The sequence below is a fragment of the Aquabacterium sp. genome, assembly GCF_014378415.1.
Classification (GTDB): Bacteria; Pseudomonadota; Gammaproteobacteria; order Burkholderiales; family Burkholderiaceae_C; genus Aquabacterium.
The window spans coordinates 1-23922 of sequence record NZ_JACMNS010000006.1 but is presented as its reverse complement, the minus strand read 5'-3'; the positions used below and the strand labels follow the sequence as shown (position 1 = coordinate 23922).

The following is a 23922-nucleotide window of genomic DNA, read 5'->3' as shown; positions in this document are numbered from 1 at the left end:
GTGCTGCTCAAAGGCAGCGAGATCGTGGCCGCCGGCCCCACGGCCGACCTTCCGCCCGAATTGCTCGCCCAGGCCACCCAGACCATCGACGCACGTGGCCACATCGTCATCCCAGGCTTGGTGAACCCGCCCCACCACATGGTCCAAAGCCTGACGCGGGCCATCCCCGCCGCGCAGAACGCCGAGCTGTTTGGCTGGCTGCGTACGCTCTACCCCAACGGCGTCAGGCTGGACGACAGCATCGCCGCCGCGCAAGAGATCGGCATCCGCTTCATGGCCAGCCGGGGCAGCATGAGCGTGGGCGAGAGCGCTGGCGGTCTGCCACCCGACCACCTGGTCGAGCGCGAAACCACATCCTGCGCACCTTGGGCATGGCCAGTAGCGCCGTACACGACCCGGTGACCTCGCTGCTGATGTGCCATGGCCAGACGACAGCATGGACCATCGTGAATGGGCGCGAGGTGGCGGATCATGGCCAGGCAACTGGCGGATGCCTAGGTGGTAGACGGCCGGATCATGTTGGAGGATCCGGGGCCAAGCGATATTTCATGCGGCTGGGCCATTCTCGTCATGCCTGGGCGCGTGGGCGTCATCTTGTGGCGTCCACCAATTGGCCCTGGATGCATCGTGAATGTGGATGCCAACTTTGGATTTGACATGCCCTTGAAGCGTGCCCACCCGCAGGCGCAACACACCCGGCAGTGAGCTGCGCTGGCTGAACAAGGGCGAGCCGCAGGTCTTGCAAAAGCAGCGGTACTTGCCAGGTGATGACTCGTACCGCTGGATCAGGCTGATGCCAGAAAGCCAATCCACCTGCGATTCGTCCAACGGGATGTTGGTGACGAAAGGCGTGCCCTGCGCACGGCGGCATTGGCCGCAGTGGCAGACCTGGATCGGCGGCAGATCGCCGGACACGGTGAAGGTAACGCCTCCGCAGAGGCAGCTGCCACGGTGCATGACCGCCCTCCTGAAACTTGGGGTTTCAGGAAGTTTGACACATGTTTCGCTTCAACCTTACTTGCAGTTGTTCGGCGCCACCTTGCCGTCGAAACGGTTCAGCAGGTAGGTCAAACCACCACTCAAGCCCATGGCGCCCAGAACGTGGTCTGTGCCGGCGACTGGCTTGTATTCCAGCGTGGCGTTGTTGGCGCAGTAGTAGGCCGCCAGGCTGTCCACGTCAGCGATGGGCATCACTTGATCACCAATGCTTTGAAAGATTTGGAGCGGGATCTTGGGCGTGTTCTGGCCCATGGTGTTTTCGCGGTTGATGGCTTGCATCTCGGGCAGGTTCAGGAAGTTGGGATCCTTCAACAGGTCAGAGCCCTTCTTGTAGGCATAGGCCGTCAGCAGATTGGGCGAACCTGTCAGGCAGCGTGTGCCGATGTCCTTGATGGCCACAATGCCTTCGGGCGTGGCGTAGTCCTCGACCTTGAGCTCGGGATAAGCGCGCGACAAGCCCACCACCGCACCCAGGTAGGCACCCGCCCAGAAACCGCCATCGACCTTCTTGGCCACATTGATGGGGTTGACGGGCAAGCCGCCTTGCGCAGCGCCGATGATCTTCAGCTCAGGCGCGTAGCCCGCCGCCAGCTCAGCGGCCCAGGCCGTGGCAAAGCCGCCGCCGGAGTAGCCCAACATGCCCACGGGCGTCAATGCATTCAGACCGCTGTTGCTGAACCTCAGTGTGGCGCGGATGCCGTCGAGCACGCCCTGGCCGCTGTTCTTGGCGACGATCCATTGTGATTCCAGGCCTTCATAGTCGGCCATGGTCACGATGTAACCCTTGTTCAGCGCCGATTGGAAGAAAGTCTTTTCCAGCAGCGTGTTGGACGTGGCCTGACCAGAAGGTGAGCAGTCCAGCGTGAGGCTGTCGTAGAAGGATTGGTAAGACAGCAGCTTGCGACCGGTTGCAGGGGCAGCCTTGGGGATCAGAACGGTCGTGACCATGGCCACGGGCTGGTTCTTGGTGTTCGTCGAGCGGTACATCACCTGCCAGCCTTCTTTGAGGCTGGTGCCCAGCGAAGCGGCTGGCAGTGCGCGGTAGCGCAGCACGTTGCCGGGGACCTCGGCGGCCAGCTCGCCGCTGGTGGGCGAGGTGTAGAAGGCGTCGGCGGTGGGCTTGAGTTTGGCGTCGACTGTGGGATAGACCTGTTGGGCCTGGACAAGCGTCGTCATGGACAAGGCACCAGCGCAGGCGAGGCCGGCGATGGTGGTCAGGCGGTTCACGGTTCGATTCATGTTGTTCCTTAGCGGGTTTAAATCAATTGGAAGGTCAGGTGCAATTCAAATAGTTGGGCGTTTTCCCTCTGAAGCGAGGGGAAACACGCCCACAGAACAGGGGGCTGTCTTAGAACCCTTCGACCACGAAGCGGCTGAACTCACCTTCGTTGATGCCCCCCTTGACCATGGCGTCGTAACGCATGTCGTCGTCCAGGAAGCGCTTGAGCCAGGCCACCGAGGCCTTGCCCGCAGTGGCCAACTGCGCCTTGCTGGCGAGGAAGGTGGAGCACAAGTGGCTGGCACCTATGACCTCGATTTCGGCGCGTGGCAGCAAGGGATTCAAGCTGGCATAAAACTGATCCGAGTGCGTCTTGTTCGGTGCGATGGTGTCTTTCTCACAAGCCACGATCAACGTCGGAACCGTGTCGCCTGCAAAGCTCTTGGTGGTGTGCCAGGGTTGAAGGGCGACAACTGCCTTGAGCGTGTTGTCGGCCACCGCCGCGCTCAGCACCGCCCCGCCCCCCATGGAGTTGCCCATCACGGCGCGGCGCCTCACATCGGTCACGATGGCATAGGGCACTTGCCCCACCTGGGCAAGATCAACCACATGCTGCAAAGCGCCGGCCACGGCAACGGCGCGCGTATCAGGCTGGTCAAGGCTTGCCACGCTGTCCAGGTTGATCACCACAAATCCGTGAGACGCCACCTTCTTCACCAGCGTTTCATAGACCGCCTGGAAGGCGAGGAAGCCGGGCGTCATGGCCACCACGCCGAAGGTTTCTCCTGGTGCATTCGGGTAGTACACGGTGGCGCCACCATAGTTGTGGCTTTTGGCATCGGCCTTCGAGATCTTGAAGGCGCTTACCGCATAAAGCCCTGTCGCATTCAGCAGCGCAGCCGTGGGGTCTGGGCCGCGTTCATGGTCGGCGGCCTGCGCTTGCGTGGCCACCAGGGCACAAGCGGCGAGCGTCAAGGCACAGAGAAATTGGCGATAGATGTTCATGGTGGACCTGGCGTGCGCGGGCAGATTGGAGTTGCCCAGATGCTAGGCCCATGGGTCCATGGCCGCATGGGCTGAAGCGGCCAATCATTGGCTTTGTGGGTGCGGACTTACCCGGTGACTTGCCATTTAACGACAAACAACAAGCTGACTCAGCCTTTGGCCACGATGCGCGCGATCAGACCAGGCGCCAATCGCATCATCAAAGGCAGCCAACGCGCCATGCCCGGGTAGACCTCTGCTTGGCCCCGCCAGGCGGCGGCCAAGGTCAACGCCACCACCTGCTCCGGCGAGATCTTGTTGGCTTGGTAATGTGCCGTGGCGGGGGTGTCCACCGAAGGCGAGGCCACGTCGGTGATGGTGATGCCCTGCCCGTCCAGTTGGCGCCGAAGCGCCTTGGTGAAACTTTGCAAGCCCGCCTTGGACGCCGAGTAAATCGGTGCGCGCGTGGCGGGTAACAAGCCAAAGCCCGAGCTCACCATGATGATGCGAGATGGGGTAGATGCGCGTAAGGCAGGCAAAAATCCTGCCGTGATGTGAATGCTGCCCTCCAGGTTGGCGCGGATCTCTTGCGTCAGATCCTGCTGCAACAAATCGGCTTGCGTGAAGTCCAGCTCGCGCAATCGGCCCGCGTTGCTGACCAACAACTTGATGTCAAGGAAGGCTGCGGACACCAAAGCCACAAAGGCCACCACCGAGGCTTTGTCGCTCACATCGCACAGGTAGGTGTGGATCGCCCCCATAGCGTGCGATCAGGTCGTCAGGTTGACGCAGATGGCCCTTGAGTGCGGCGGCCACTTCGTCACCATCGGCCCGCGCACGTGACCAGACCTGCTGCAAAAATTCGTCGAAGTGCCGTCGATTGGCCATGTCGGTCAGCGGATCGAAGCGCGACAGGCGATTCAGTTGTCGGTTGCTGTGCTCCACCTCCTCGCGCTAAAGCTGTTGATGCTGCGATATCAACCAGTTGGCGCGTTCTTCGTGCTCACTGCGGTAGCTGCTGAACAGCAAGATCATGAACAAGGCCACCAGATAGTCCGGCGCCAGCGGGTCTTGGCTGGTCACAGACACATAGCAGGTGATGCCCGCTGTCACCAAGCCCAATACCAAGGCCAGCAACTCGCGCACGGATCGGTGAGCACCCTTGAGGCACAGCAAACCCACGATGGTCAGTGGGGCTTGAACCAGCAGGCGCAAGCCAAGCGCCACTTGAAACTGATCGGGCACCATGTACCAGTCAGCCAACAGCAGCACGCAGTTCAAGGCAAGGATGAGGATGGCCGCAAGGCGGATCTGGCGTAGCCGTTCCGATTCCTTGTCTTGCAGATACCGAGCCAGTACCTGTCCAAAACCCTTGATGACGAAGTTTAACGAGACAGGTCGACTCAGGTGCGCGTAAGCCGTGCCGTGAAACGGAGCAGCCATGACATTTTCACGAATGACCGGATGCATTCGCCCACCCCGCCAAGCCCAATTCGGGGTGAGCGCCGCGCCACACCGGCGCACGCCGATCTCAGGCGATGTCGAACCGGTCCAGGTTCATCACCTTGCCCCACGCGGCCACAAAGTCCTGAACGAACTTCTGCTGCGAGTCCGCGCTGCCATAGACCTCGGCGATGGCACGCAAGTGCGCGTTCGACCCGAAGATCAGGTCGACGCGCGTGGCCGTCCACTTCACGGCGCCCGTCTTGCGATCGCGCCCCTCAAAGGCCTCCTTGGCAGCTGAGACAGGCTTCCACTCCGTGCCCATGTCTAGCAGGTTGACGAAGTAGTCGTTGCTCAGCGCACCCGGCTTCTGGGTGAAGGCGCCATGCGGGGTCTGCCCAACATTGGCCCCCAACACGCGCAAACCACCGACCAGCACCGTCATCTCCGGCGCCGTCAGCGTCAGCAGTTGCGCCTTGTCGATCAGCAAGGCTTCGGCCGGCATGGCATACCGCGCCTTCTGGTAGTTGCGAAAGCCATCGGCGATCGGCTCCAGCGGGACGAAGGATGACACGTCGGTCTGATCTTGCGAAGCGTCCGCGCGGCCCGGCGTGAATGGCACGGCCACTGCTTGGCCAGCATCACTGGCAGCCTTCTCAACGCCTGCACTGCCTGCCAGCACGATCAGATCGGCCAGCGAAATCGCCTTGCCGCCGGTCTGCGTGGCGTTGAAGTCAGCGCGGATGCTTTCCAGCACCGCCAGCACTTTCGCCAGTTGCTCGGGTTGGTTGACGGCCCAATCTTTCTGCGGCGCCAGGCGGATGCGCGCACCATTGGCACCGCCCCGCTTGTCCGAACCACGGAAGGTGGACGCCGATGCCCACGCCGTCGAGACGAGCTGGGCCACTGTCAGGCCCGAGGCCAACACCTTTTGCTTGAGCGCTGCGACATCCTGTGCATCGACCAGCGCGTGCTTCACAGCGGGGATGGGGTCCTGCCAGATCAGTTCTTCGGCGGGCACTTCGGGGCCCAGGTAACGGGCACGGGGGCCCATGTCTCGGTGGGTGAGCTTGAACCAGGCTCGGGCAAAGGCATCCGCGAACTGATCGGGGTTGGCCAGGAAACGCCGCGAGATCTTCTCGTAGGCCGGATCCACACGCATCGACAGGTCGGTGGTCAGCATGGTTGGCGCCAAACGCTTGGCAGCGTCGTGCGCGTGCGGAATGGTGCCGGCGCCAGCGCCATCCTTGGCCACCCACTGGTGAGCGCCTGCGGGGCTCTTGGTCAACTCCCACTCGAAGCCGAACAGGTTCTCGAAGTAGTTGTTGCTCCACTGGGTGGGCGTGGTGGTCCAGGTGACTTCCAGGCCGCTGGTGATCGCATCACCGCCTTTACCGGTGCCAAAGCTGTTCTTCCAGCCAAAGCCCTGATCCTCAATGCCAGCCGCCTCGGGCTCGTCAGAGACATGCGAGGCAGGGCCGGCGCCGTGGGTCTTGCCGAAGCTGTGGCCACCGGCAATCAGCGCGACGGTCTCTTCATCGTCCATGGCCATGCGCGCGAAGGTCTCGCGGATGTCAAAGGCGGAAGCGAGTGGGTCGGGGTTGCCGTCCGGGCCTTCCGGGTTGACGTAAATCAAGCCCATCTGCACGGCGGCGAGTGGGTTCTCCAGATCACGCGTGTGCTCGTCGCCGTCGGCCTTGTCATCGGTCACCAGCACGCCGCCATCTTTCTCGACACCTTGCGAGCCGTGGGTGTAACGCAGGTCGCCGCCCAGCCAGGTCTTCTCGCGGCCCCAGTACACGTCTTGATCGGGCTCCCACACGTCTTCACGGCCACCGGCGAAGCCGAAGGTCTTGAAGCCCATGGTTTCCAGCGCGACGTTGCCGGCAAGAACGATCAGATCGGCCCACGAGATATTCTGGCCGTATTTTTGCTTGATCGGCCAAATCAGCCGACGGGCCTTGTCCAGGCTCACATTGTCGGGCCAACTGTTCAAGGGCGCGAAGCGTTGCTGGCCGCGGCCGGAACCTCCACGCCCATCGCCGATGCGGTAGGTGCCTGCGCTGTGCCAGGCCATGCGGATGAACAACGGCCCGTAGTGTCCGAAGTCGGCCGGCCACCAATCTTGAGAATCAGTCATCAAGGCGGCCAGATCTTGCTTGACGGCGGCCAGGTCGAGGCTCTTGAAGGCTTTGGCGTAATCAAAATCCCCGCCCAGTGGGTCGGATTTGGAGGAGTGCTGATGGAGCAGGTCCACGCGCAATTGCTTGGGCCACCAGTCTTGATTGGTCGTGCCAGCGCCTGTGGCGTGGTTGAAGGGGCACTTGGCCTGTGTCTTGTCGTTACCCATGTGAAGTCTCCTGCTGCCTGGAATGTGAGGGAAAACAAATTCTCTTTTAAAAACAGCGCCAATGACGGTAAAAACTCCTATGCCCCCGATAGCGAACGGGCTCCCTGTGATGGGTCAAGCTTGGCCGCCGCGCCCACCACGGTTCTTGTAGAAACGCAAAATAGCCTGGGCCGAATGAGGCGGTGCTTTGGCGGATCTCTTGCGGCCGCGTCACATGCGTTTGCGCGCAAACGACTGGCAAAGGCAGCAACAGCAAGGTGTTCATGGTGCCGGGCTGAGGTTGCACACGTTTGGCCAAGGCCCACCCGATCAATCCCCCGACGGAATCCATCAGGCTAAAAACGGGCAAAGGCATGGCCATGCAGATGCCGCCTTCAAGGAGCAAGGCGGCGGTCATCAACGCAAAGCTACACGCGATGATAAATGACGCGCCTCTGTTTATGGCAGACTGTGCAACGAGCATGCTCTAGCCGTGGAAATGTTCGCCAGCAGCCATGCCCGGAGGTTCCGGGCGCTCAGTAAGTGGGCACCTGTGATGCGAGAGTTTTTCAAACCGTTTCTGCCGTTGGCAGTCCTGGTCGTCACCCTGGGGTCCTTGCTGGCCTGGAAAGGCATGGGCGCCGAGGCCAACCGCGAGATGGCCCTCCAGAACAACGCGGCCGAGGTTGCCGCCACGTCGGTGGCTCTGTCACTGGCACCGGTGATGCGGCACCTCCGATCCTTGGCCCACGAAGCGCCGATCTGCGCTGCGATTGACGCGCCCACGGCCACCAAGCTCAACGGCATGGCCAATGCGTTTGTCTTACTCTTGCAGCGCAATCCCTCTTATGCGCAAGTACGCTGGATCGACGACCATGGCCTGGAGCGTGTTCGCATTTATGCCGCGCCAGATGGGCCGCGCAGAAGCCCGGATAACCAATTGCAGAACAAGGGCGACCGCTATTTCGTCCGCGATGCGCTGGTCTTGCCGCCAGACTCCATTTACGTGTCCGAGCTTGATCTGAACGTCGAGCAAGGCCAAATTGAGCAGCCGCCCCACCCCATGTTCAGGGCCGTGATCCGAGTAGGCGCGTCTTGCGGACACTCACGAGGCGTGATCGTGGTGAACGTAGAAGGTCGGGACATCCTGAAAGCGCTGGACTACACGCAAGACGACCCGGGCACGCAGCGCCTGCTCGTCAACCGGCGGGGTGATTTCCTGCGCGGGCTGTCGGCCCAAGACGAGTTCGCCTTCATGTTCAAGAGAACGGTGACGATGGCTCAGCGTGCGCCACAGGTGTGGGCCAAAATGGCCGAACTCGACTCTGGCACCATGGTGGCCAACGGTGCGGTATGGGCTTGGCGCACGCTGGACCCCACACCCGACGCCGGCCCACCAGTTAACCGCATCAACGCCACCCCCTGGTTCGTGATAACGCACCGACCAGAGGCTGCGCTGCGCGCAAGCCAAGCGCGAGTGGCCTGGATGTCTGCCGCCCTGTCATCGCTCGTGCTGGCCTTGATTGCAGGCCTGTCATGGCGCATCGCGCGCGAAAAGCTGCAACTGGCCAAGGCGCGATTGGCGGCCGAAAGCGCAACGCGGTCCAAAGCGGATTTTTTGGCTAACATGAGCCACGAGATCCGGACGCCCATCAACGCGGTGATCGGCCTCACACATTTGATGAAGCGCGATACGCGTGACACGCTGCAGCGCGAACGCCTGAGCAAAGTGGACGGTGCCGCCAAACACTTGCTGCAAATTCTGAACGACATCCTCGATTTGTCGAAAATCGACGCCGGCAAAATGACCTTGGAGGAGGTCGATTTTTCGCTCGATAGCCTGAGCAAAAGCGCGCTCGACATGGTCACCACCCGCGCCCAGGAGAAGGGCCTGGAACTGGTGCTGGACACCGACCACGTGCCCGACCGCCTGCGCGGCGACCCAACCCGACTGTCGCAGGCCATGATCAATTTGCTGACCAACGCCGTGAATTTCACCCCGCAGGGCTGGGTGCGCTTGCAGGTGCAATGTCAGTCTGACCAAGAGCGGGGTCTGCAGTTGCGCTTTGAAGTGACTGACACCGGCGAGGGCATCGCCCCCGACCAGCAAGGCAGACTGTTCGACGCCTTTGAGCAGGCTGACACCTCGACCACGCGCCAGCATGGCGGCACCGGCCTGGGGCTGGCCTTGACTCGCCATTTTGCCCGGATGATGGGTGGCGAAGCGGGCGTGACCAGCAGGCTGGGCAAGGGCAGCACCTTCTGGTTCACCGCCTGGCTAAAGCACGGAACCGAGTTGAAGAGACCTCTTGCAGCAACGCCCATGGAGGGACAACGCGCCCTGCTCATCGATGACCTGCCCGAATCCCTAGCTACACTCGAAGACCGCTTGAGAACCTTCGGGCTGCACGTCGATGCCCTGAGCAACGGCCCTGAGGCATTGCAGCGCATGCGCCAGGAAATGATCGCGGGCAAGCCTTACGACGTGATCCTGATCGATTGGCGAATGGCGCCGATGGATGGCATTGAGACGCACAGCGAACTGCGAAAGCTGCTGGGCGACGGCATGCCGCCAAGCATCCTGGTGACGGCCTTTGACGAACCTGAACTTCAACAGCAGGCACGCGTCGCGGGATTTGATGCTGTGTTGCTCAAGCCGATCACCGCCTCGGCCCTGCACGACAAGCTGGTACAACTGCTGGGCCACCCGGCTGAAATCGCCATCAGCAACGAGCTCACATCTGGCGAGCATGAGCTCATGCTGCAACAAGCGCACGCCGGTCAGCAGATTTTGCTGGTCGAAGACAACCCCATCAACCAAGAGGTGGCCAGCGAACTGCTGCGCAACGCGGGCTTGCAGGTCGCGACGGCACAGGATGGCGCGCAAGCGGTCCAAATGGCCCTGGCCCGTCACTTTGACCTGATCCTCATGGACATGCAGATGCCCGTCATGGACGGGTTGGCCGCGACTCTGGCGATTCGTGAAAAATTTGGGTCTGACCTTCCCATCGTGGCGATGACGGCCAACGCCTTTGGCGAGGACCGCGCTGCATGCCTGGCGGTCGGCATGAATGACCACGTGGCCAAGCCGGTGGACCCGGCCACTTTGTATGCCACGCTACTGCGCTGGCTGCCAAAGCCAGTCGCCCTGCCAGAAGCCGTCACGCCATCGCTGGACTCCACCGTGGCCCATGCGCCAAGCAGAGCACCTTTGATAGAACGACTGGCCGCCATCGAAGGCATGGACATTGATGCGGGGCTTTACAACGTCGGAAACCAGGTCGCGATTCTGGAGAGGATGCTGCATCACCTCACCCGAACCTACCAGGCAGGCGTGCCCGCGTTGACACTGACGGGCTCGGCCCAAGAGCGCGCGCAATGCATGGAAGCCTGCCACTCAGTGCGAGGTGCTTGCGGCACATTGGGCGCCATTGCCTTGGCGCAGGCACTCAAGTCGTTTGAAGCAGCATTGACGCAAAGCGAAGACGCCGCAGCACTGGGTCAGCAAGGTGCGCGGTTGAACGGCGAGCTGAAAACCTTGATGAAAAGGCTTGCCGCCGAACTGGTTTGAGGCCAGCGCACGGTAAGCACGTCGGCATCACTGCCCGGCTTCGTACCACTTGGCCAGCACGCCGCGCTCGTCCTCGGTGATCCGAGTGGCGTTGTTCATCGGCATGGCCCGCAACATCACCACCTGCTGGTAGATCTGTTGCCTGTGTTGTTTGATCAGCTCGGGATTGTGCAACATCACACCTTTGTTGGCCAGACCTGCGTTATGGCACATCACGCAACGCTGCTGAACGATGCCACTGACCTGGGACAACAGTGGGTCCATCGGGGCAATGGCCATGGGGGCCGATGACGCCTCCGCCGGCTTGGCCACAGCGGCCGGCTGCGGTGCGGGTGCCAGCCAGACCACGGCCCCCACCAACACCAGGCAGCCACCCACGACCCAGCGCCAGGGCGCGGGCGTACCGGCGACCTCGGTCTTGTGGCGCGCCACGAAAAAGTGACGGATCAAGGCGCCGGCCAACATCAGCAGCACCAGCGCCAACCAGTTGTGCGCATGGCTGTAGACCCAGCTGTAGTGGTTGCTCAGCATGGCAATCAACACCGGCATCGTGAAATAAGTGTTGTGCACGCTGCGCTGCTTGCCGCGCTGGCCGTGCACCGGGTCCACCGGCTGACCCGCCTTGATGGACTCAACCACCGTGCGCTGCCCGGGGATGATCCAGAAGAAAACATTGGCGCTCATGGTGGTGGCCATCATGGCGCCCACCAACAGGAAGGCCGCCCGGCCCGCGAACAACTGTGCCGCAGCCCAAGCGGCCACCACTACCACGCCAAACACCAACGCACCGACCAGGGCGTTGCCCTCGGGTTTGCGGCCCACGGTGCGGCAGATCACGTCGTAGATCGCCCAAAAGCCCACCAGGAATGACAAGGCCGTGGTCACGGCGGCCATCGGCGTCCAGTTGAAGACCGACTTGTCGATCAAGAAGGTGCCCGCATTGAACAGGTACAGCACCGTGAACAAGGCAAAGCCCGTCAGCCAGGTGGAGTAGCTTTCCCAATAAAACCAATGCAGGTGCGCAGGCACGGCCTTGGGCGCGCCCAGGTACTTCTGCGGGTTGTAAAAACCACCGCCGTGCACCGCCCACAGCTCACCACCCACGCCCTTGTCTTGCAGGGCCTGATCGGGCGGCGGGGTCAGGCTGTTGTCCAGCCACACGAAGTAAAACGACGAACCAATCCAGGCGATGGCCACGACCACGTGGGCCCATCGCAGCAAGAGGTTGACCCAATCCAGGGCGTAGTTCAGCCAGGGTGCCAATTCTGCAAACATCGATCAACTGCCTCGGTAGGTGGAATAGGCCCAGGGGCTGACCAACAGGGGCACGTGGTAATGCACGGTGCCATCTGCGATGCCGAAGTCCAGCGGCACCTGGCCCAAAAAGGCGGGCTTGGGCAGGTCGACGCCCATGTGGCGGAAATACGCTTCCACGTCAAACACCAGGCGGTAGCGACCCGGCACCAGGTCGTGACCAGCCAACAGCGGAGCGTCCAGGCGGCCGTCGGCGTTGGTGCGCGCCTGCTTGATCAAGGCCCACTCACCCTGCATCACGTACAAGGCCACCGACATGCCGGCGGCGGGATGGCCATGGACGGTATCGAGCACATGGGTGGTCAGGCGCCCTGACGGCGCAGAGGCGATGGGGGGATTGGGGTCGGTCATGGATCTGGGTGTCCTGGCACGGCATGTGCATTCAAAGAGGAGCGATGCAAGTCGCGGGCCGACCATGAAAGGCCGCCTCGGGCTTGCCGACAGCGCATAAAACTGTATACACTTTAACCACGATGAGCGCTTCACGCAAGAACCTCCGACTGACCAAGGTCGATGCAGACGCCCTGCCGACCGTGGACCAGGCCTGCGTGGACGAGGGCGAGTCGTCCAGCACCGAAGTCATCGTGGCGGCGGTCACGCGTGCCATCGTGGAACACCGCCTGCAGCCCGGCGCCAAGCTGGTCGAGCAAACCATCGGCGACCGCTTTGGCGTGTCGCGCACCATCGTGAGGCAGGCGCTGATCCGCTTGTCGCAGCTCAAGCTGGTGCGGTTGGAACCGGCGCGGGGCGCCTTCGTGGCCAAGCCGTCGATCATTGAGGCACGCGAGGTTTTCGCCGTGCGCCGCATGGTCGAAAGTCAGATGCTGCGCGAGCTGGTCGACAAGGCCCGCCCGATTGACATCAAACGGCTGAAGGCGCATTTGAAAGCCGAGCGTGATGCAGTGCGCCGCATTGACGTGGCCACGCGCACCAAGCTGTTGTTCGATTTTCACGTGCGCCTGGCCGAGGTGCTGGGCAACCAGGTCCTGATCGAGCTGATCCAGGAGCTGGTGTCGCGCTGCTCGCTGATCACCCTGATGTACCAGTCGTCCGACGACGCGGGGGCCTCCAACGCAGAGCACGTCGACATCCTGCGGGCCATCGAGGCGCGCGATGCCGACGAGGCCATCCGCTTGTTGGACGAACACCTGAACACCGTCGAACACCAATTGACCGAACACCCCCGCGTCCCCCAACTCACGTTGGCCGATGCCCTGCGACCATGACATTGAACCGTGCCCCCTACCCTCGCGATCTGGTCGGCCATGGCCGCAAACCGCCGCACGCCCAATGGCCGGGCGGTGCACGCATCGCCGTGCAGTTCGCGCTGAACTACGAAGAAGGCAGCGAGAACAGCGTGCTGCACGGCGACCCGGGCAGCGAGCAGTTCCTCAGCGAAATGTTCAACCCGCCCACCTTCCCGGACCGGCACATGAGCATGGAGTCGATCTACGAATACGGATCTCGCGTGGGTGTGTGGCGCCTGCTGCGCGAGTTCGAGCAACGCCAACTGCCGCTCACCGTGTTCGGCGTGGGCATGGCCCTGCAACGCCACCCGGAACTGACACAGGCCTTCGTCGAGTTGGGCCACGAAATCGCCTGCCACGGCTGGCGCTGGATCAGCTACCAGAACATGGACGAGGCCACCGAGCGCGAGCACATGGCGCTGGGCATGCGGGCCATCGAGCAACTGACCGGCCAGCGTGCCCTGGGCTGGTACACCGGCCGCGACAGCCCCAACACACACCGCCTGGTGGCCGACTACGGCGGCTTTGAATACGACAGCGACCACTATGGCGACGACCTGCCCTTCTGGATGCCGGTGACCAAAACCAACGGCGAAGCCGTGTCGCAGTTGATCGTGCCCTACACGCTCGATGTGAACGACATGCGCTTTTGCCTGCCGCAAGGCTATTCGCAGGCCGACGACTTTTTCACCTACCTGCGCGACACCTTCGACGTGCTCTATGCCGAGGGCGACCCCAACGGCGCCAACTCACCCAAGATGATGAGCGTGGGCATGCACTGCCGCCTGCTGGGCCGGCCAGGCCGCATCCGCGCACTGCAACGTTTTCTGGACCACCTGGAAGCGCACGACAAGGTCTGGGTTTGCCGCCGCCTGGACATCGCGCGCCACTGGAAAGCGGTGCACCCATCATGAGCCTCACTCTCGACCAACTCAACAGCACCGACCAGGCTGGCTTCACCGCCTTGCTGGATGGCATCTACGAACACTCGCCCTGGATTGCCGAGCAGGCCTGGGCACAGCGCCCCTTCAAGTCCCTGACCCACCTGAAGTACGCCTTGGCGCAGGTCGTGAGGCAAGCCCCGCCGCAAGCACAACTGGGCCTGATCCGCGTTCACCCCGAGCTGGCGGGCAAGGCCGCCGTGGCGGGCCAGCTCACGGCCGAATCAAGCCATGAGCAAAGCAAGGCCGGGCTGACCCACTGCACGGCCGAAGAGTTCACGCTGCTGCAGCAACTCAATCAGGACTACAACGCGCGCTTCGGCTGGCCCTTCATCATGGCCGTGCGAGGCCCGCGTGGCCTGGGCCTGAGCCGCCCGGCCATCATCGCCACCTTCCAGCGCCGCCTGGACAACCACCCGGACTTTGAACTGGCCGAGTGCCTGCGCAACATCCACCGCATCGCCGAAATCCGCCTGAACGACAAGTTCGCCGTGAGCAACCTTGATGGCGAATTGGTGTGGGATTGGTGCGAAGCCTTGGCACAGCACAGCGAAGGCATCGGCGACACCGCCGGCCAGCTGACGGTGACCTACCTGACCCCCGCCCACCAGGCCTGCGCCAAGCTGTTGCAAACCTGGATGCAAGACTGCGGCTTTGACGAAGTCACCCAGGACGCCGTGGGCAATGTGGTGGGCCGCTACAAGGGCACCGACCCCGACGAGCCCTGGCTGTTGACCGGCTCACACTTCGACACCGTTCGCAATGGCGGCAAGTACGACGGACGCCTGGGCATCTTCGCGCCCATGGCCTGCGTGCGCCAGTTGCACCAGCGTGGCCAGCGCCTGCCCTTCGGCATCGAGGTGGTGGGCTTTGCCGAAGAAGAAGGCCAGCGCTACAAGGCCACCTTTTTGGGATCAGGCGCGCTGACTGGCGACTTCAACCCCGCCTGGCTGGACCTGGCCGATGCCGATGGCATCACCGTGCGCCAGGCCATGGTGGACGCTGGACTGCCCGGCAAACTGGACGCCATCAGGGCCTTGAAGCGCGACCCAGGCCAATACAAGGCTTTCGTCGAAGTGCACATTGAGCAAGGCCCCGTGCTGGACGAAATCGACATGCCGCTGGGCGTGGTCACGTCCATCAACGGCAGCGCGCGCTACAGCGGCGAAGTGGTGGGCATGGCCAGCCACGCCGGCACCACGCCCATGGACCGCCGCAAGGACGCGGCCGCCGCCGTGGCCAAGCTGTTGCTGTACGTGGAGCGACGGGCGGGCTTGGACCTGAGCAGCCCCCATGGCCCCTCGGTGGGCACCGTCGGCGTGCTGAACGTGCCGCAGGGCTCGATCAACGTGGTCCCCGGCCGCTGCCAATTCACGCTGGACCTGCGTGCGCCCAACAACGAACAGCGCGACGCCTTGGCCGCCGACGTGGAAGGCGCCCTGCAAGCCATCTGCCAGCGCCGCGGGGTGCACTACAAACTGGAACGCACCATGACTGCCGCCGCCGCGCCCAGCGACCCCGCGTGGCAAACACGCTGGGTCCAGGCCGTTCAAGCCATTGGCCTGCCCGTCTACTCCTTGCCCAGTGGCGCTGGTCACGACGCGATGAAGCTGCACCAGGTCATGCCGCAAGCCATGCTTTTTGTGCGGGGCGGCAACGCCGGCATCAGCCACAACCCCTTAGAGACCATCACCAGCGACGACGCCCAACTGTGCGTGGACGCCTTCATGCAGCTGCTTGAAAATCTATGACGACCTCATCCGACTACCAGGCCCTGGACGCCTGGATCGACGCCCACTTTGACGAAGAGGTGCGCTTTCTGCAGGCGCTGGTGCAGGTGCCCACCGACACCCCGCCCGGCAACAACGCGCCCCACGCGCAACGCACCGCCGAGTTGCTGCAAGGCTTTGGCTGGCAGGCCGAGCAGCATGCCGTGCCCGAAGCCGAGGTGCGCGACCATGGCCTCACCAGCCTGACCAACCTGATCGTGCGCCGCCGCTTTGCCGCAGGCGGCCTCACCGTGGCCCTCAATGCCCATGGCGACGTGGTACCGCCCGGCGAAGGCTGGACCCATGATCCCTATGGCGGCGAGGTGGTCGATGGCAAGCTGTACGGCCGCGCCAGCGCCGTCAGCAAGAGCGACTTCGCCACCTTCAGCTTTGCCCTGCGCGCGCTGGAAGCCCTGGCGGCCCAGGCCGAGGCGCCCGCCATCAAAGGCGGGGTCGAACTGCACTTCACCTACGACGAAGAATTCGGTGGCGAGATGGGCCCCGGCTGGCTGCTGCGCCAGGGCCTGACCAAGCCCGACCTGCTGATCGCCGCAGGCTTCAGTTACGAAGTGGTCACCGCCCACAACGGCTGCCTGCAGATGGAAGTGACCGTGCACGGCCTGATGGCGCACGCCGCCATCCCCCACACTGGCATCGACGCCTTGCAAGGCGCGGTCGTCATCCTCAACGCCCTGTACGCGCAGAACACGGCCTACAAAGCCATCACGTCCAAAGTGCCGGGCATCACACACCCCTACCTGAACGTGGGCCGCATTGAAGGCGGCACCAACACCAATGTGGTCCCCGGCAAGGTGGTGCTGAAGCTAGACCGCCGAATGATCCCGGAAGAAGACCCCGTGGCGGTGGAGGCCGACATCCGCCGCGTGATCATGGAGGCCGCCGCCACCTGCCCGGGCATCACCGTGGACGTGAAGCGCCTGTTGCTGGCCAAATCACTGCAGCCCCTGCCCGGCAACGCGCCTTTGGTGGAGGCCATTCAAAAGCACGGGCAAACCGTGTTTGGCCAGGCCATCCCCAACATGGGCACGCCGTTGTACACCGACGTGCGGCTGTACTGTGCGCAAGGCATTCCGGCCGTGATCTATGGCGCCGGGCCGCGCACGGTGTTCGAGTCGAACGCCAAGCGCGCCGACGAGCACCTGGTGCTGGAAGACCTGCGCAAAGCCACCAAGGTGGTCGCCAGGACTTTGCTGGACCTGCTGAGGTGACTTGTGATGGTGAGTGAGTTGCAACCAAGCGCCGTGTGGGCCCACTTCGCCACGCTGGGGGCCGACAACGGCCTGAAATGCGGGATCATCGCGGCCAAGTACCCGGGCATGGACATCGTGTCTTTCGGGCCCACCATCCGGGGCCCGCATGCCCCCGGCGAATCGGTGGACGTGGCCTCGGTGGCGCGCACCGGGCCATTGCTGATCGCGGTCGTGGCGGCACACGCGTGACGCCAGGCCGCCTTCAGTGCACACGGTGCTTGCGCCCTGAAAGCAACTGCATCTGTCGTTGGATCACCCCCACCTTGACGGAGGCAGACGTGCTGATCCTGCAGCACCCACTGGAAGTGCACCAGGCCAAGGGCAGCGCCCGCTTGCTGCACCTGAGCTTGTCAGGCAGCCGCCTGGTCACCGGCGAGGCCTTTGACCCGTTGGCGCTGCAAAACCTTCTGGACACCGACCACCGCGTCAACCTGCTGCTGTACCCAGGTGATGCAGAAGGCTGCCATCCAGACCCCTTGCCGACTGAGCCCAGCCAAATCCGCCTGGTCGTGCTGGACGGCACTTGGCGCAAAAGCCGCAAGATGCTGCACCTGAACCCGGCCCTGCGCCAGCTGCCTCGCCTGGCGCTGCAGGCACCACCGCCTTCCAGGTACTTGATTCGCAAAGCGCATCGCCCAGACCAGTTGTCCACGCTGGAGGCCACCTGCCTGGCACTGCAGCAGCTGCAAAAAGGCCCATCGGTCCAGTTTGAACCGCTGCTAGCAGCCTTTGCCGGTTTCGTGGCCAGCCAGAGGCGCTGAATCCAAACATTCCTCCGCGGGCTTGTGGTCTACTCACAAAGTGGACAGTTGTATTGATGGTTGTGCCCGCTGCTGCCTCGTCCACAGGCAGCCCGTGTTCAAGACATCCATGCCTCTGGATTCACGCCATGATCAACTTCGTGCTACGAAGTATCGGCCCACGAAAAACCTGGGTTTTCAAGCGCGCCGCCGGCTTGTCAAACCAGCCGGCCACCTGGAGCATCCGCAGCAACCTTGCTTTGCTGGCCATGGCTTGCATCCTGCCTGGCGTCCTGATGTCCACCTACTTCATCGTGTCGGGCTATCGTCAGCAAAAAGCGCGCGCGGTCCAGGATGCCATCGCCACGGCACGGGCCGCCACGACCAGCCTGGACCACGACATCGCCAGCATCGAATCGGGGCTGCACGTGTTGGCCAAATCCGCCGCGCTGGGCACCCATGACCTGCCCGCTTTTTATCGCGAAGCCAAGCAGGCGCTGCCATTTCAGAGCATCACCAACTACATTTTGATTGACGCCAGCGGACGGCAGCGGGTCAACACCATCTTGCCGCCAGAGGCACCCCTGCCGACCAAAGTTGGGCCAGCGCAACTGCAAAGCGTGTTCACCACCGGCACCACCGTGCTGACAGACTTGTTCATCGGGCCCGCCACGGGCAAACCAATCCTGGCCATTGGCGTGCCAGTCACGCGCGACGGCCACGTCATCTACGGCCTCAATGCCGGGATATTTCCGGACCGCTTGGCCAAACTTCTGCTGGCACAGCGGCTACCCCCCGACTGGATTGGCGTCGTGCTTGACGGCCAGGGCAAAGTGATCACCCGCACGCGTGAGTTGACTAGCTTTCAGGGCAAGCCTGCCGTGCCCGACCTGGTCCGCATGCTGCAAAAACAGCGGGAAGGCGTGCTCGAGACCACCACCCTGGAAGGCATCCCGGTGATCACTGCCTTCAGCCGCTCCAGCGTTTCAAACTGGAGCGTGGCGGTCGGGGTGCCCAAAGCCGGGCTGGATGCCGGCCTGAACGAGAACTTGATCATGCTGCTGATCGTCAACACGCTGTTGTCGGTGGCCGCCATGTGGTTGGCATGGCGGCTGGCGCTGGCCAAGGTGGCGTACCCGGTACATCGCCTGCTGGCCCGCATGGGCAGCCTGTCTCGGGGCGCAGACCCAGGCCCACCCTCTAATGCCATGGGCAGCCGCGAGTTCGTGGCGCTGGAACAAGGTTTTCTGGAAATGGGCGAGCGCCTGCGCCAGCACGAACAGGAGCTTCGGGCCAAGGCCGCCGCCGAAGCCGCCAATCAGGCAAAAACCGATTTCCTGTCGCGCATGAGCCATGAGTTGCGCACCCCCTTGAACGCTGTGCTGGGCTTTGCGCAGGTGCTCAAGATGAACACGGCCGATCCGCTCAGCACCCGGCAATTGGGCATGGTCAATCAGATTGAAGCATCCGGACTGCACCTGCTGGCGATGATCTCTGACGTGCTGGACGTGACGAAGATCGAAAGCGACTCCGTCAATTTGTTCATCGAGGACGTGGACGTGCGTGCCCTGACGCGCGACTGCCAGCAAATGCTGACCACTCAGGCTCGCTCGGCCGACGTGCACCTGGACGTCATCACGCAGGACGGCATTGCGCAGGTATGCGCAGACCGCACCCGGCTCAAACAGGTGTTGCTGAACCTGCTCGGCAACGCTGTGAAGTACAACCGGCCTGGCGGCCAGGTCAGCCTGATCCTGCAAGAAAATGAAGGGCAATTGACCTTTCGAGTCAGGGACACCGGCCTGGGCATGACGCGGGAACAGGTCGAACACCTGTTCGAACCCTTCAACCGGCTGGGGCGTGAAAACACCTCAATACCCGGCACGGGCATTGGGCTGGTGATTTGCAAGCGGCTGCTGGAGTTGATGGGCAGCAGCCTGAGCGTGCGCTCCATCGAGAAGGAAGGCAGCGAGTTCAAATTCACATTGCCCGCCGCGGGTTCCGCCAAAGTGCAGCACAAGCTCAACGCGCCCACCCCAGACGCCAACTCAGATCAACGCAAGGTGCTGTGCGTGGAAGATCGCCAGACCAACAGCGACACCATGACTGCCATGCTGGTACTGCGTAACGCAGATCAGGCTGGTCTTTGATCATTCGGCACGGGCCGCCCGGAGCGCGAGGCGTTTGACCTGGTGCTGCTGGACAAGGCACTTGCCACAAGTAGCGCATTTCGACGATCTCGTGCAGCAAGGTCACCCAAGGTGCGCCCAGGTTAATCAACCACCAGGGCATGGCCTTGATCGGCAAACCGGGGTTGCCCGAAACCCGGCGGATCGACTCGGCCATCTCGGCACCACGCGGTGTCCAATGCCCTGCAAAGTGAAAAGTATCGAACGTGGGCAAAGTGGACTGCAGCTTGGCCAGGCGCACGATGGTCAAGGCCAGATCGGGCAGGTAGGCCCAGGCATGACCCACCTCGGCGCTGCCGGGGTAAGTCACCGATCGCAAGGGCTGCTTCGGCTTGAACGCCTTGTGTCTCAGCCGCGCGGTGCAGCATCTGCTCCATCTCCACCCGCACAATCCCTTTGCGCGTTTTTGGATGCTGTGGTGACTCCTCATTGACCACGGACCCGGCGTCGGGCCCGAAGTTATAGACGTTGCCCGGGAAGATCATGCGCGCGCCACTGCTGCGAGCCGCTTCGATCGAATGGGCCAGCATGGGCAAGGCCAGCTCGCGCCAACGGGTGTATCTCGGTGGGTTGGCGCCGTGAAAGATGCAATCGACGCCTTGGGCCGCCTTGACCACATCGGCTTAGTTCATGGCATCACCGACCCACCACTCGACGCCGTTCAATCCGGCTTGAGCAGGCTGCAGTTGCGCGGCGGCCGGCGGCTGGCGGGTCAAGGCCAGCACCTGCCAACCCTGGGCCAGAAATGCTTGGGCCACCGCGCCACCAAGGCCACCCGTGGCACCAATCAACAAAACGGTTTGAGTCATCTGGATCACCTGTCGGTGGTTGCGATGACCTGGATGGTAGGCAGCCTCAATCTAAACGGCAATTGGCTATTTACGTTAATCTGATATACATTTTTGCATGAGAAGCCAACACATCGACTGGAGCTTGTACCGCTCCTTCCTGGCCGTGATGCGCGAGGGCAGCTTGTCGGCGGCCGCGCGTGCCTTGGGCATGACGCAACCGAGCATCGGCCGTCACATGGACGCCCTGGAGCAGACCCTGGGCGTGACCTTGTTCATCCGTGCCCAGGGCGGGCTCACGCCCACGCTCGTGGCCACCGAAATGCTGGACTCGGTCGAGGCCATGGCCGCCGCCGTGCAGCAAGCCGCGCGCGTGGCCTCCGGTAGCCGGGAAGACGAACGAGGCACTGTGCGCGTCACCGCCAGCCAGATGATGGGGGGCGAGGTGCTGCCCGCGCTGTTGACCCAGTACCGCGAGCAGCATCCCCAGGTCACCATTGAACTGGTGCTGACCAACAAAAGCGAAGACCTGCTCAAGCGCGAGGCCGACATCGCCGTGCGCATGATTCGCCCCACTCAGCAGGCCTTGCTGGCCAAGCGCCTGGGCCGGGTCGACATTGGCATGTATGCGCACCAGCGCTACGTCAAAACCCACGGCCTGCCCAAAAGCCTGCAGGACTTGCGCCATCACACCCTGATCGGCTCAGACCTGGACCCCACCATCGGGGCACTGGCACAGCAGATTGGCCTGCCGGTGTCGCGCGATGACTTTGCCTTTCGCACCGACAGCGATCTGGCGCAGTTGGCCGCGCTGCGGGCCGGCATGGGCATCGGCGGCTGCCAGATGGGCGTGGCCCGGCGTGACCCTGCCTTGGTGCCGGTGCTGCCCGACGTGATGGTGTTCAGCCTGGACATGTGGCTGGTGACGCATTCGGGCCTGAAGTCCAACAAACGGGTGATGGGCTTGTTCCGCTTCCTGAGCGAGGCCCTGGGCCGGTATGCGCAATCCAGCCTTCGGAGTTCCTGACCTGCCATCAAGCCCGGCTGGCATCAACACTACACTAGGCACGCATCACAGATCCTGGAGCAAAAGATGGCCGCCCCCTTGAGCACAAAATCCCGGCACCCCCTGTGCGTGGCTGCGCTGGCCTTGCTGTGCACCCCCCTGAGCCACGCCGCCGAAAAATTCGTTTACGTGACCAACTGGTACGCGCAAGCCGAGCATGGCGGCTTCTACCAAGCACAGGCCACGGGCCTGTATGCCAAAGCCGGCCTGGACGTGACCCTGAAAATGGGCGGGCCCCAAATCAACATCATGCAATTGATGCTGGCCGGCCAGGCCGATTGCGTGATGGGCTACGACGTGCAGACCATCCAGGCCTGGGAGCAAGGCATCAAGGCCGTGACCGTGGCCGCCGCCTTCCAGAAAGACCCGGTGGTGTTGATTGCCCACCCCGATGTCAAGCAACTGCCCGAGCTGAAAAGCCGCACCTTGCTGATTGGCAGTGCCGGCATGGTCACCTACTGGCCCTGGCTCAAGGCCAAATACGGTTTCACCGACAGCCAGATGCGGCCCTACACCTTCAACATCCAGCCCTTTCTGGCCGACAAGGGCATCGCGCAGCAAGGCTATCTGGCGTCTGAGCCTTTTGCCATCCAGAAGGAGGGCAAGCTCAAGCCCAGCGTCTTCATGCTGGCCGACGAGGGCTGGCCGCCCTATGCCACGGCCGTGGTCTGCATGGACAAGACTTTGAAGGAGCGGCCCAAGGCGGTGGCGGCTTTCGTCAAGGCCTCCATGGAGGGCTGGAAAAGCTACCTGACGGGAGACCCTTCACCCGCCAATGCGCTGATCAGAAAAGACAACCCCAACATGACCGATGAGCAATTGGCCTATGGCATTGCCACCCTGAAAGACACCGGCACGGTGATGGGGGGCGACGCGGCCAAGCTGGGCATCGGCATCATCACGGATGAGCGCATGAAGCAGACCTACGACATGCTGGTCAAGCACAAGCTGGTGGACCCGGCCAAGGTGTCGCTCAAGCAGACCTACCGGACCGATTTCATCGCCCCGGCCAAAGTCATGCCCTGAGCGCAGGAGCCCGCCAGTTTGAGCATGCAATCATCCATTGAAGTACAAGGGGCCACGCAGGTCTACCCCAATGGCACGCAGGCGCTGCAGCCGGTGTGCCTGTCGGTGGCCAAGGGCGAATTCGTCACCTTGCTGGGCCCCTCGGGTTGTGGCAAAAGCACCTTGCTGCGCATGATGGCGGGCTTGCTGCTGCCCACGCAGGGGGGGATCGTTGTGCAGGGCAAGCGCTTGTCCTTCGTGTTCCAGGAAGCCACCTTGATGCCCTGGGCCAGCGTGCAGGCCAATGTGCGCCTGCCACTGGACCTGGCCCACGTTCCCAGGTCGCAGGCCGAAGTACGCGTGGCTCGGGCCTTGGCACTGGTGGGCTTGCACGGTGCCGCCCGGCAGAGGCCGCGTGAGCTGTCGGGCGGCATGCAGATGCGCGTGTCCATTGCCCGCAGCCTGGTGACCGATCCACAGATTCTGCTGATGGATGAACCCTTTGGCGCCCTGGACGAGATCACGCGCCAAGGGCTGGACGATGAGCTGTTGAAGCTTTGGCAGGCCCAAGGCTTGACCGTGGTGTTCGTGACCCACTCGATCAGCGAGGCGGTTTACTTATCGCAGCGCGTGGTCGTCATGGCGGCGCAGCCAGGCCGCATCGTGGACGAGATCAGCATTGGCACGCCCTACCCTCGCGGCGATGATTGGCGCAGCAGCACGGCCTTTCACACGCTAGAGCGGCACCTGCGCCAATGCCTGAGCGATGCCTCCGGGGCCACCGCATGACTTCATCAACCAATCGCCAAGAATCGCTACTGCGCCTGGCTTTGCCGGTGTTGGCCGCCGCAGCACTGCTGAGTTCATGGCAAGCCTGGGTCACCTACTTTGACGTGCCCACCTACTTGGTGCCCTCACCCTGGTTGATCGGCCAGACGCTGGTGGCCGACTGGGCGCTGCTGGGTGCCGCTTTGCTGGTGACCTTGAAGATCACCTTGCTGGCCTTTGGCGCATCGATCGTGATTGGCAGCCTGATCGCTTTTGTGT

At 62.9% G+C, this 23922-nt stretch carries 21 protein-coding genes and 2 pseudogenes; 13 read left to right on the top strand and 10 right to left on the bottom strand.

Annotated elements, in window-relative coordinates; translation table 11 throughout:
* A pseudogene (locus H7225_RS00985) lies at positions 1–348 on the top strand (8-oxoguanine deaminase); the annotation flags it as partial.
* Positions 349–546: 198 nt separating this feature from the next.
* On the opposite strand, the gene H7225_RS00980 reads toward H7225_RS00985, so the two are convergent.
* From H7225_RS00980 to katG, 7 genes are all read right to left on the bottom strand, one after another.
* Complete coding sequence (locus tag H7225_RS00980) at positions 547–957, bottom strand: GFA family protein (RefSeq protein WP_290658707.1); 411 nt, start codon at positions 955–957, stop codon at positions 547–549.
* A 57-nt stretch (positions 958–1014) separates the two neighbouring features.
* Positions 1015–2238: a lipase family protein gene (locus H7225_RS00975; RefSeq protein ID WP_290658706.1), complete on the bottom strand. Its 1224-nt coding sequence runs from the start codon at positions 2236–2238 to the stop codon at positions 1015–1017.
* Between the two features lie 109 nt (positions 2239–2347).
* The gene (locus H7225_RS00970; protein WP_290658704.1) at positions 2348–3223 is read right to left on the bottom strand and encodes a hypothetical protein; all 876 of its coding nucleotides are present in this window, start codon (positions 3221–3223) and stop codon (positions 2348–2350) included.
* A gap of 149 nt (positions 3224–3372) precedes the next feature.
* Positions 3373–3963: an SDR family NAD(P)-dependent oxidoreductase gene (locus H7225_RS00965; protein ID WP_290658702.1), complete on the bottom strand. Its 591-nt coding sequence runs from the start codon at positions 3961–3963 to the stop codon at positions 3373–3375.
* On the bottom strand, positions 3875–4147 hold the full coding sequence (locus H7225_RS00960; RefSeq protein WP_290658700.1) for a diguanylate cyclase: 273 nt from the start codon (positions 4145–4147) through the stop codon (positions 3875–3877). The genes H7225_RS00965 and H7225_RS00960 overlap by 89 nt, the downstream gene beginning before the upstream one ends.
* A 9-nt stretch (positions 4148–4156) precedes the next feature.
* Positions 4157–4645, bottom strand: coding sequence for a hypothetical protein (locus H7225_RS00955; RefSeq protein ID WP_290658698.1), 489 nt, complete (start codon positions 4643–4645; stop codon positions 4157–4159).
* Positions 4646–4733: 88 nt separating this feature from the next.
* Positions 4734–6995, bottom strand: a complete 2262-nt coding sequence (gene katG, locus H7225_RS00950) for a catalase/peroxidase HPI (RefSeq protein WP_290658696.1) — start codon at positions 6993–6995, stop codon at positions 4734–4736.
* A gap of 565 nt (positions 6996–7560) precedes the next feature.
* Between katG and H7225_RS00945 the strand changes: the two genes are divergently transcribed.
* Complete coding sequence (locus H7225_RS00945; protein ID WP_290658695.1) at positions 7561–10545, top strand: response regulator; 2985 nt, start codon at positions 7561–7563, stop codon at positions 10543–10545.
* Positions 10546–10572: 27 nt separating this feature from the next.
* Here H7225_RS00945 and H7225_RS00940 read toward each other — a convergent pair whose 3' ends face one another.
* The gene (locus H7225_RS00940; protein ID WP_290658693.1) at positions 10573–11820 is read right to left on the bottom strand and encodes a urate hydroxylase PuuD; all 1248 of its coding nucleotides are present in this window, start codon (positions 11818–11820) and stop codon (positions 10573–10575) included.
* A gap of 3 nt (positions 11821–11823) precedes the next feature.
* Positions 11824–12210 carry a hydroxyisourate hydrolase gene (gene uraH / locus H7225_RS00935; protein WP_290658691.1) on the bottom strand — a complete coding sequence of 129 codons (387 nt, stop codon included), beginning with the start codon at positions 12208–12210 and terminating at the stop codon, positions 11824–11826.
* A gap of 197 nt (positions 12211–12407) precedes the next feature.
* Here uraH and H7225_RS00930 point away from each other — a divergent pair, with 197 nt between their 5' ends.
* From H7225_RS00930 to H7225_RS00900, 7 genes are all read left to right on the top strand, one after another.
* Positions 12408–13085, top strand: a complete 678-nt coding sequence (locus H7225_RS00930; protein ID WP_290658730.1) for a GntR family transcriptional regulator — start codon at positions 12408–12410, stop codon at positions 13083–13085.
* Positions 13082–14020: an allantoinase PuuE gene (gene puuE / locus H7225_RS00925; RefSeq protein ID WP_290658689.1), complete on the top strand. Its 939-nt coding sequence runs from the start codon at positions 13082–13084 to the stop codon at positions 14018–14020. The genes H7225_RS00930 and puuE overlap by 4 nt, the downstream gene beginning before the upstream one ends.
* Entirely contained in the window at positions 14017–15798 is a 1782-nt protein-coding gene (gene uraD, locus H7225_RS00920) for a 2-oxo-4-hydroxy-4-carboxy-5-ureidoimidazoline decarboxylase (protein ID WP_290658687.1), read from the top strand. Before puuE ends, uraD begins: the two co-directional genes overlap by 4 nt.
* Positions 15795–17045, top strand: a complete 1251-nt coding sequence (locus tag H7225_RS00915; RefSeq protein WP_290658685.1) for a M20/M25/M40 family metallo-hydrolase — start codon at positions 15795–15797, stop codon at positions 17043–17045. The genes uraD and H7225_RS00915 overlap by 4 nt, the downstream gene beginning before the upstream one ends.
* 18 nt (positions 17046–17063) lie before the next feature.
* Positions 17064–17276: a hypothetical protein gene (locus tag H7225_RS00910; protein WP_290658683.1), complete on the top strand. Its 213-nt coding sequence runs from the start codon at positions 17064–17066 to the stop codon at positions 17274–17276.
* Positions 17273–17848: a tRNA-uridine aminocarboxypropyltransferase gene (locus H7225_RS00905; protein ID WP_290658682.1), complete on the top strand. Its 576-nt coding sequence runs from the start codon at positions 17273–17275 to the stop codon at positions 17846–17848. Before H7225_RS00910 ends, H7225_RS00905 begins: the two co-directional genes overlap by 4 nt.
* A 128-nt stretch (positions 17849–17976) precedes the next feature.
* Complete coding sequence (locus H7225_RS00900) at positions 17977–19977, top strand: sensor histidine kinase (RefSeq protein ID WP_290658680.1); 2001 nt, start codon at positions 17977–17979, stop codon at positions 19975–19977.
* Positions 19978–20639: 662 nt separating this feature from the next.
* Here H7225_RS00900 and H7225_RS00895 read toward each other — a convergent pair.
* Positions 20640–20825, bottom strand: coding sequence for an NmrA family NAD(P)-binding protein (locus H7225_RS00895; RefSeq protein WP_290658679.1), 186 nt, complete (start codon positions 20823–20825; stop codon positions 20640–20642).
* Between the two features lie 97 nt (positions 20826–20922).
* Here H7225_RS00895 and H7225_RS00890 point away from each other — a divergent pair, with 97 nt between their 5' ends.
* The 4 genes and pseudogenes from H7225_RS00890 to H7225_RS00875 form a co-directional block, all read left to right on the top strand.
* A complete protein-coding gene (locus H7225_RS00890; protein WP_290658677.1) occupies positions 20923–21831 on the top strand; it encodes a LysR family transcriptional regulator in 909 nt (302 codons plus the stop codon).
* 78 nt (positions 21832–21909) lie between these two features.
* On the top strand, positions 21910–22896 hold the full coding sequence (locus H7225_RS00885; protein ID WP_290658675.1) for an ABC transporter substrate-binding protein: 987 nt from the start codon (positions 21910–21912) through the stop codon (positions 22894–22896).
* A 24-nt stretch (positions 22897–22920) separates the two neighbouring features.
* On the top strand, positions 22921–23664 hold the full coding sequence (locus H7225_RS00880) for an ABC transporter ATP-binding protein (protein WP_290658673.1): 744 nt from the start codon (positions 22921–22923) through the stop codon (positions 23662–23664).
* Positions 23661–23922 (top strand): annotated as a pseudogene (locus tag H7225_RS00875) (ABC transporter permease); the annotation flags it as partial. The gene H7225_RS00880 and the pseudogene H7225_RS00875, both read left to right, overlap by 4 nt.

Excerpts from the sequence above, each read along its gene's own strand:
- H7225_RS00980 (WP_290658707.1), bottom strand. The coding sequence starts at position 957 with ATGCACCGTGGCAGCTGCCTCTGCGGAGGCGTTACCTTCACCGTGTCC.
- H7225_RS00975 (WP_290658706.1), bottom strand. The coding sequence starts at position 2,238 with ATGAATCGAACCGTGAACCGCCTGACCACCATCGCCGGCCTCGCCTGC.
- H7225_RS00970 (WP_290658704.1), bottom strand. The coding sequence starts at position 3,223 with ATGAACATCTATCGCCAATTTCTCTGTGCCTTGACGCTCGCCGCTTGT.
- H7225_RS00965 (WP_290658702.1), bottom strand. The coding sequence starts at position 3,963 with ATGGGGGCGATCCACACCTACCTGTGCGATGTGAGCGACAAAGCCTCG.
- H7225_RS00955 (WP_290658698.1), bottom strand. The coding sequence starts at position 4,645 with ATGGCTGCTCCGTTTCACGGCACGGCTTACGCGCACCTGAGTCGACCT.
- katG (WP_290658696.1), bottom strand. The coding sequence starts at position 6,995 with ATGGGTAACGACAAGACACAGGCCAAGTGCCCCTTCAACCACGCCACA.
- H7225_RS00940 (WP_290658693.1), bottom strand. The coding sequence starts at position 11,820 with ATGTTTGCAGAATTGGCACCCTGGCTGAACTACGCCCTGGATTGGGTC.
- uraH (WP_290658691.1), bottom strand. The coding sequence starts at position 12,210 with ATGACCGACCCCAATCCCCCCATCGCCTCTGCGCCGTCAGGGCGCCTG.
- puuE (WP_290658689.1), top strand. The coding sequence starts at position 13,082 with ATGACATTGAACCGTGCCCCCTACCCTCGCGATCTGGTCGGCCATGGC.
- uraD (WP_290658687.1), top strand. The coding sequence starts at position 14,017 with ATGAGCCTCACTCTCGACCAACTCAACAGCACCGACCAGGCTGGCTTC.
- H7225_RS00915 (WP_290658685.1), top strand. The coding sequence starts at position 15,795 with ATGACGACCTCATCCGACTACCAGGCCCTGGACGCCTGGATCGACGCC.
- H7225_RS00900 (WP_290658680.1), top strand. The coding sequence starts at position 17,977 with ATGATCAACTTCGTGCTACGAAGTATCGGCCCACGAAAAACCTGGGTT.
- H7225_RS00895 (WP_290658679.1), bottom strand. The coding sequence starts at position 20,825 with ATGACTCAAACCGTTTTGTTGATTGGTGCCACGGGTGGCCTTGGTGGC.
- H7225_RS00890 (WP_290658677.1), top strand. The coding sequence starts at position 20,923 with ATGAGAAGCCAACACATCGACTGGAGCTTGTACCGCTCCTTCCTGGCC.
- H7225_RS00880 (WP_290658673.1), top strand. The coding sequence starts at position 22,921 with ATGCAATCATCCATTGAAGTACAAGGGGCCACGCAGGTCTACCCCAAT.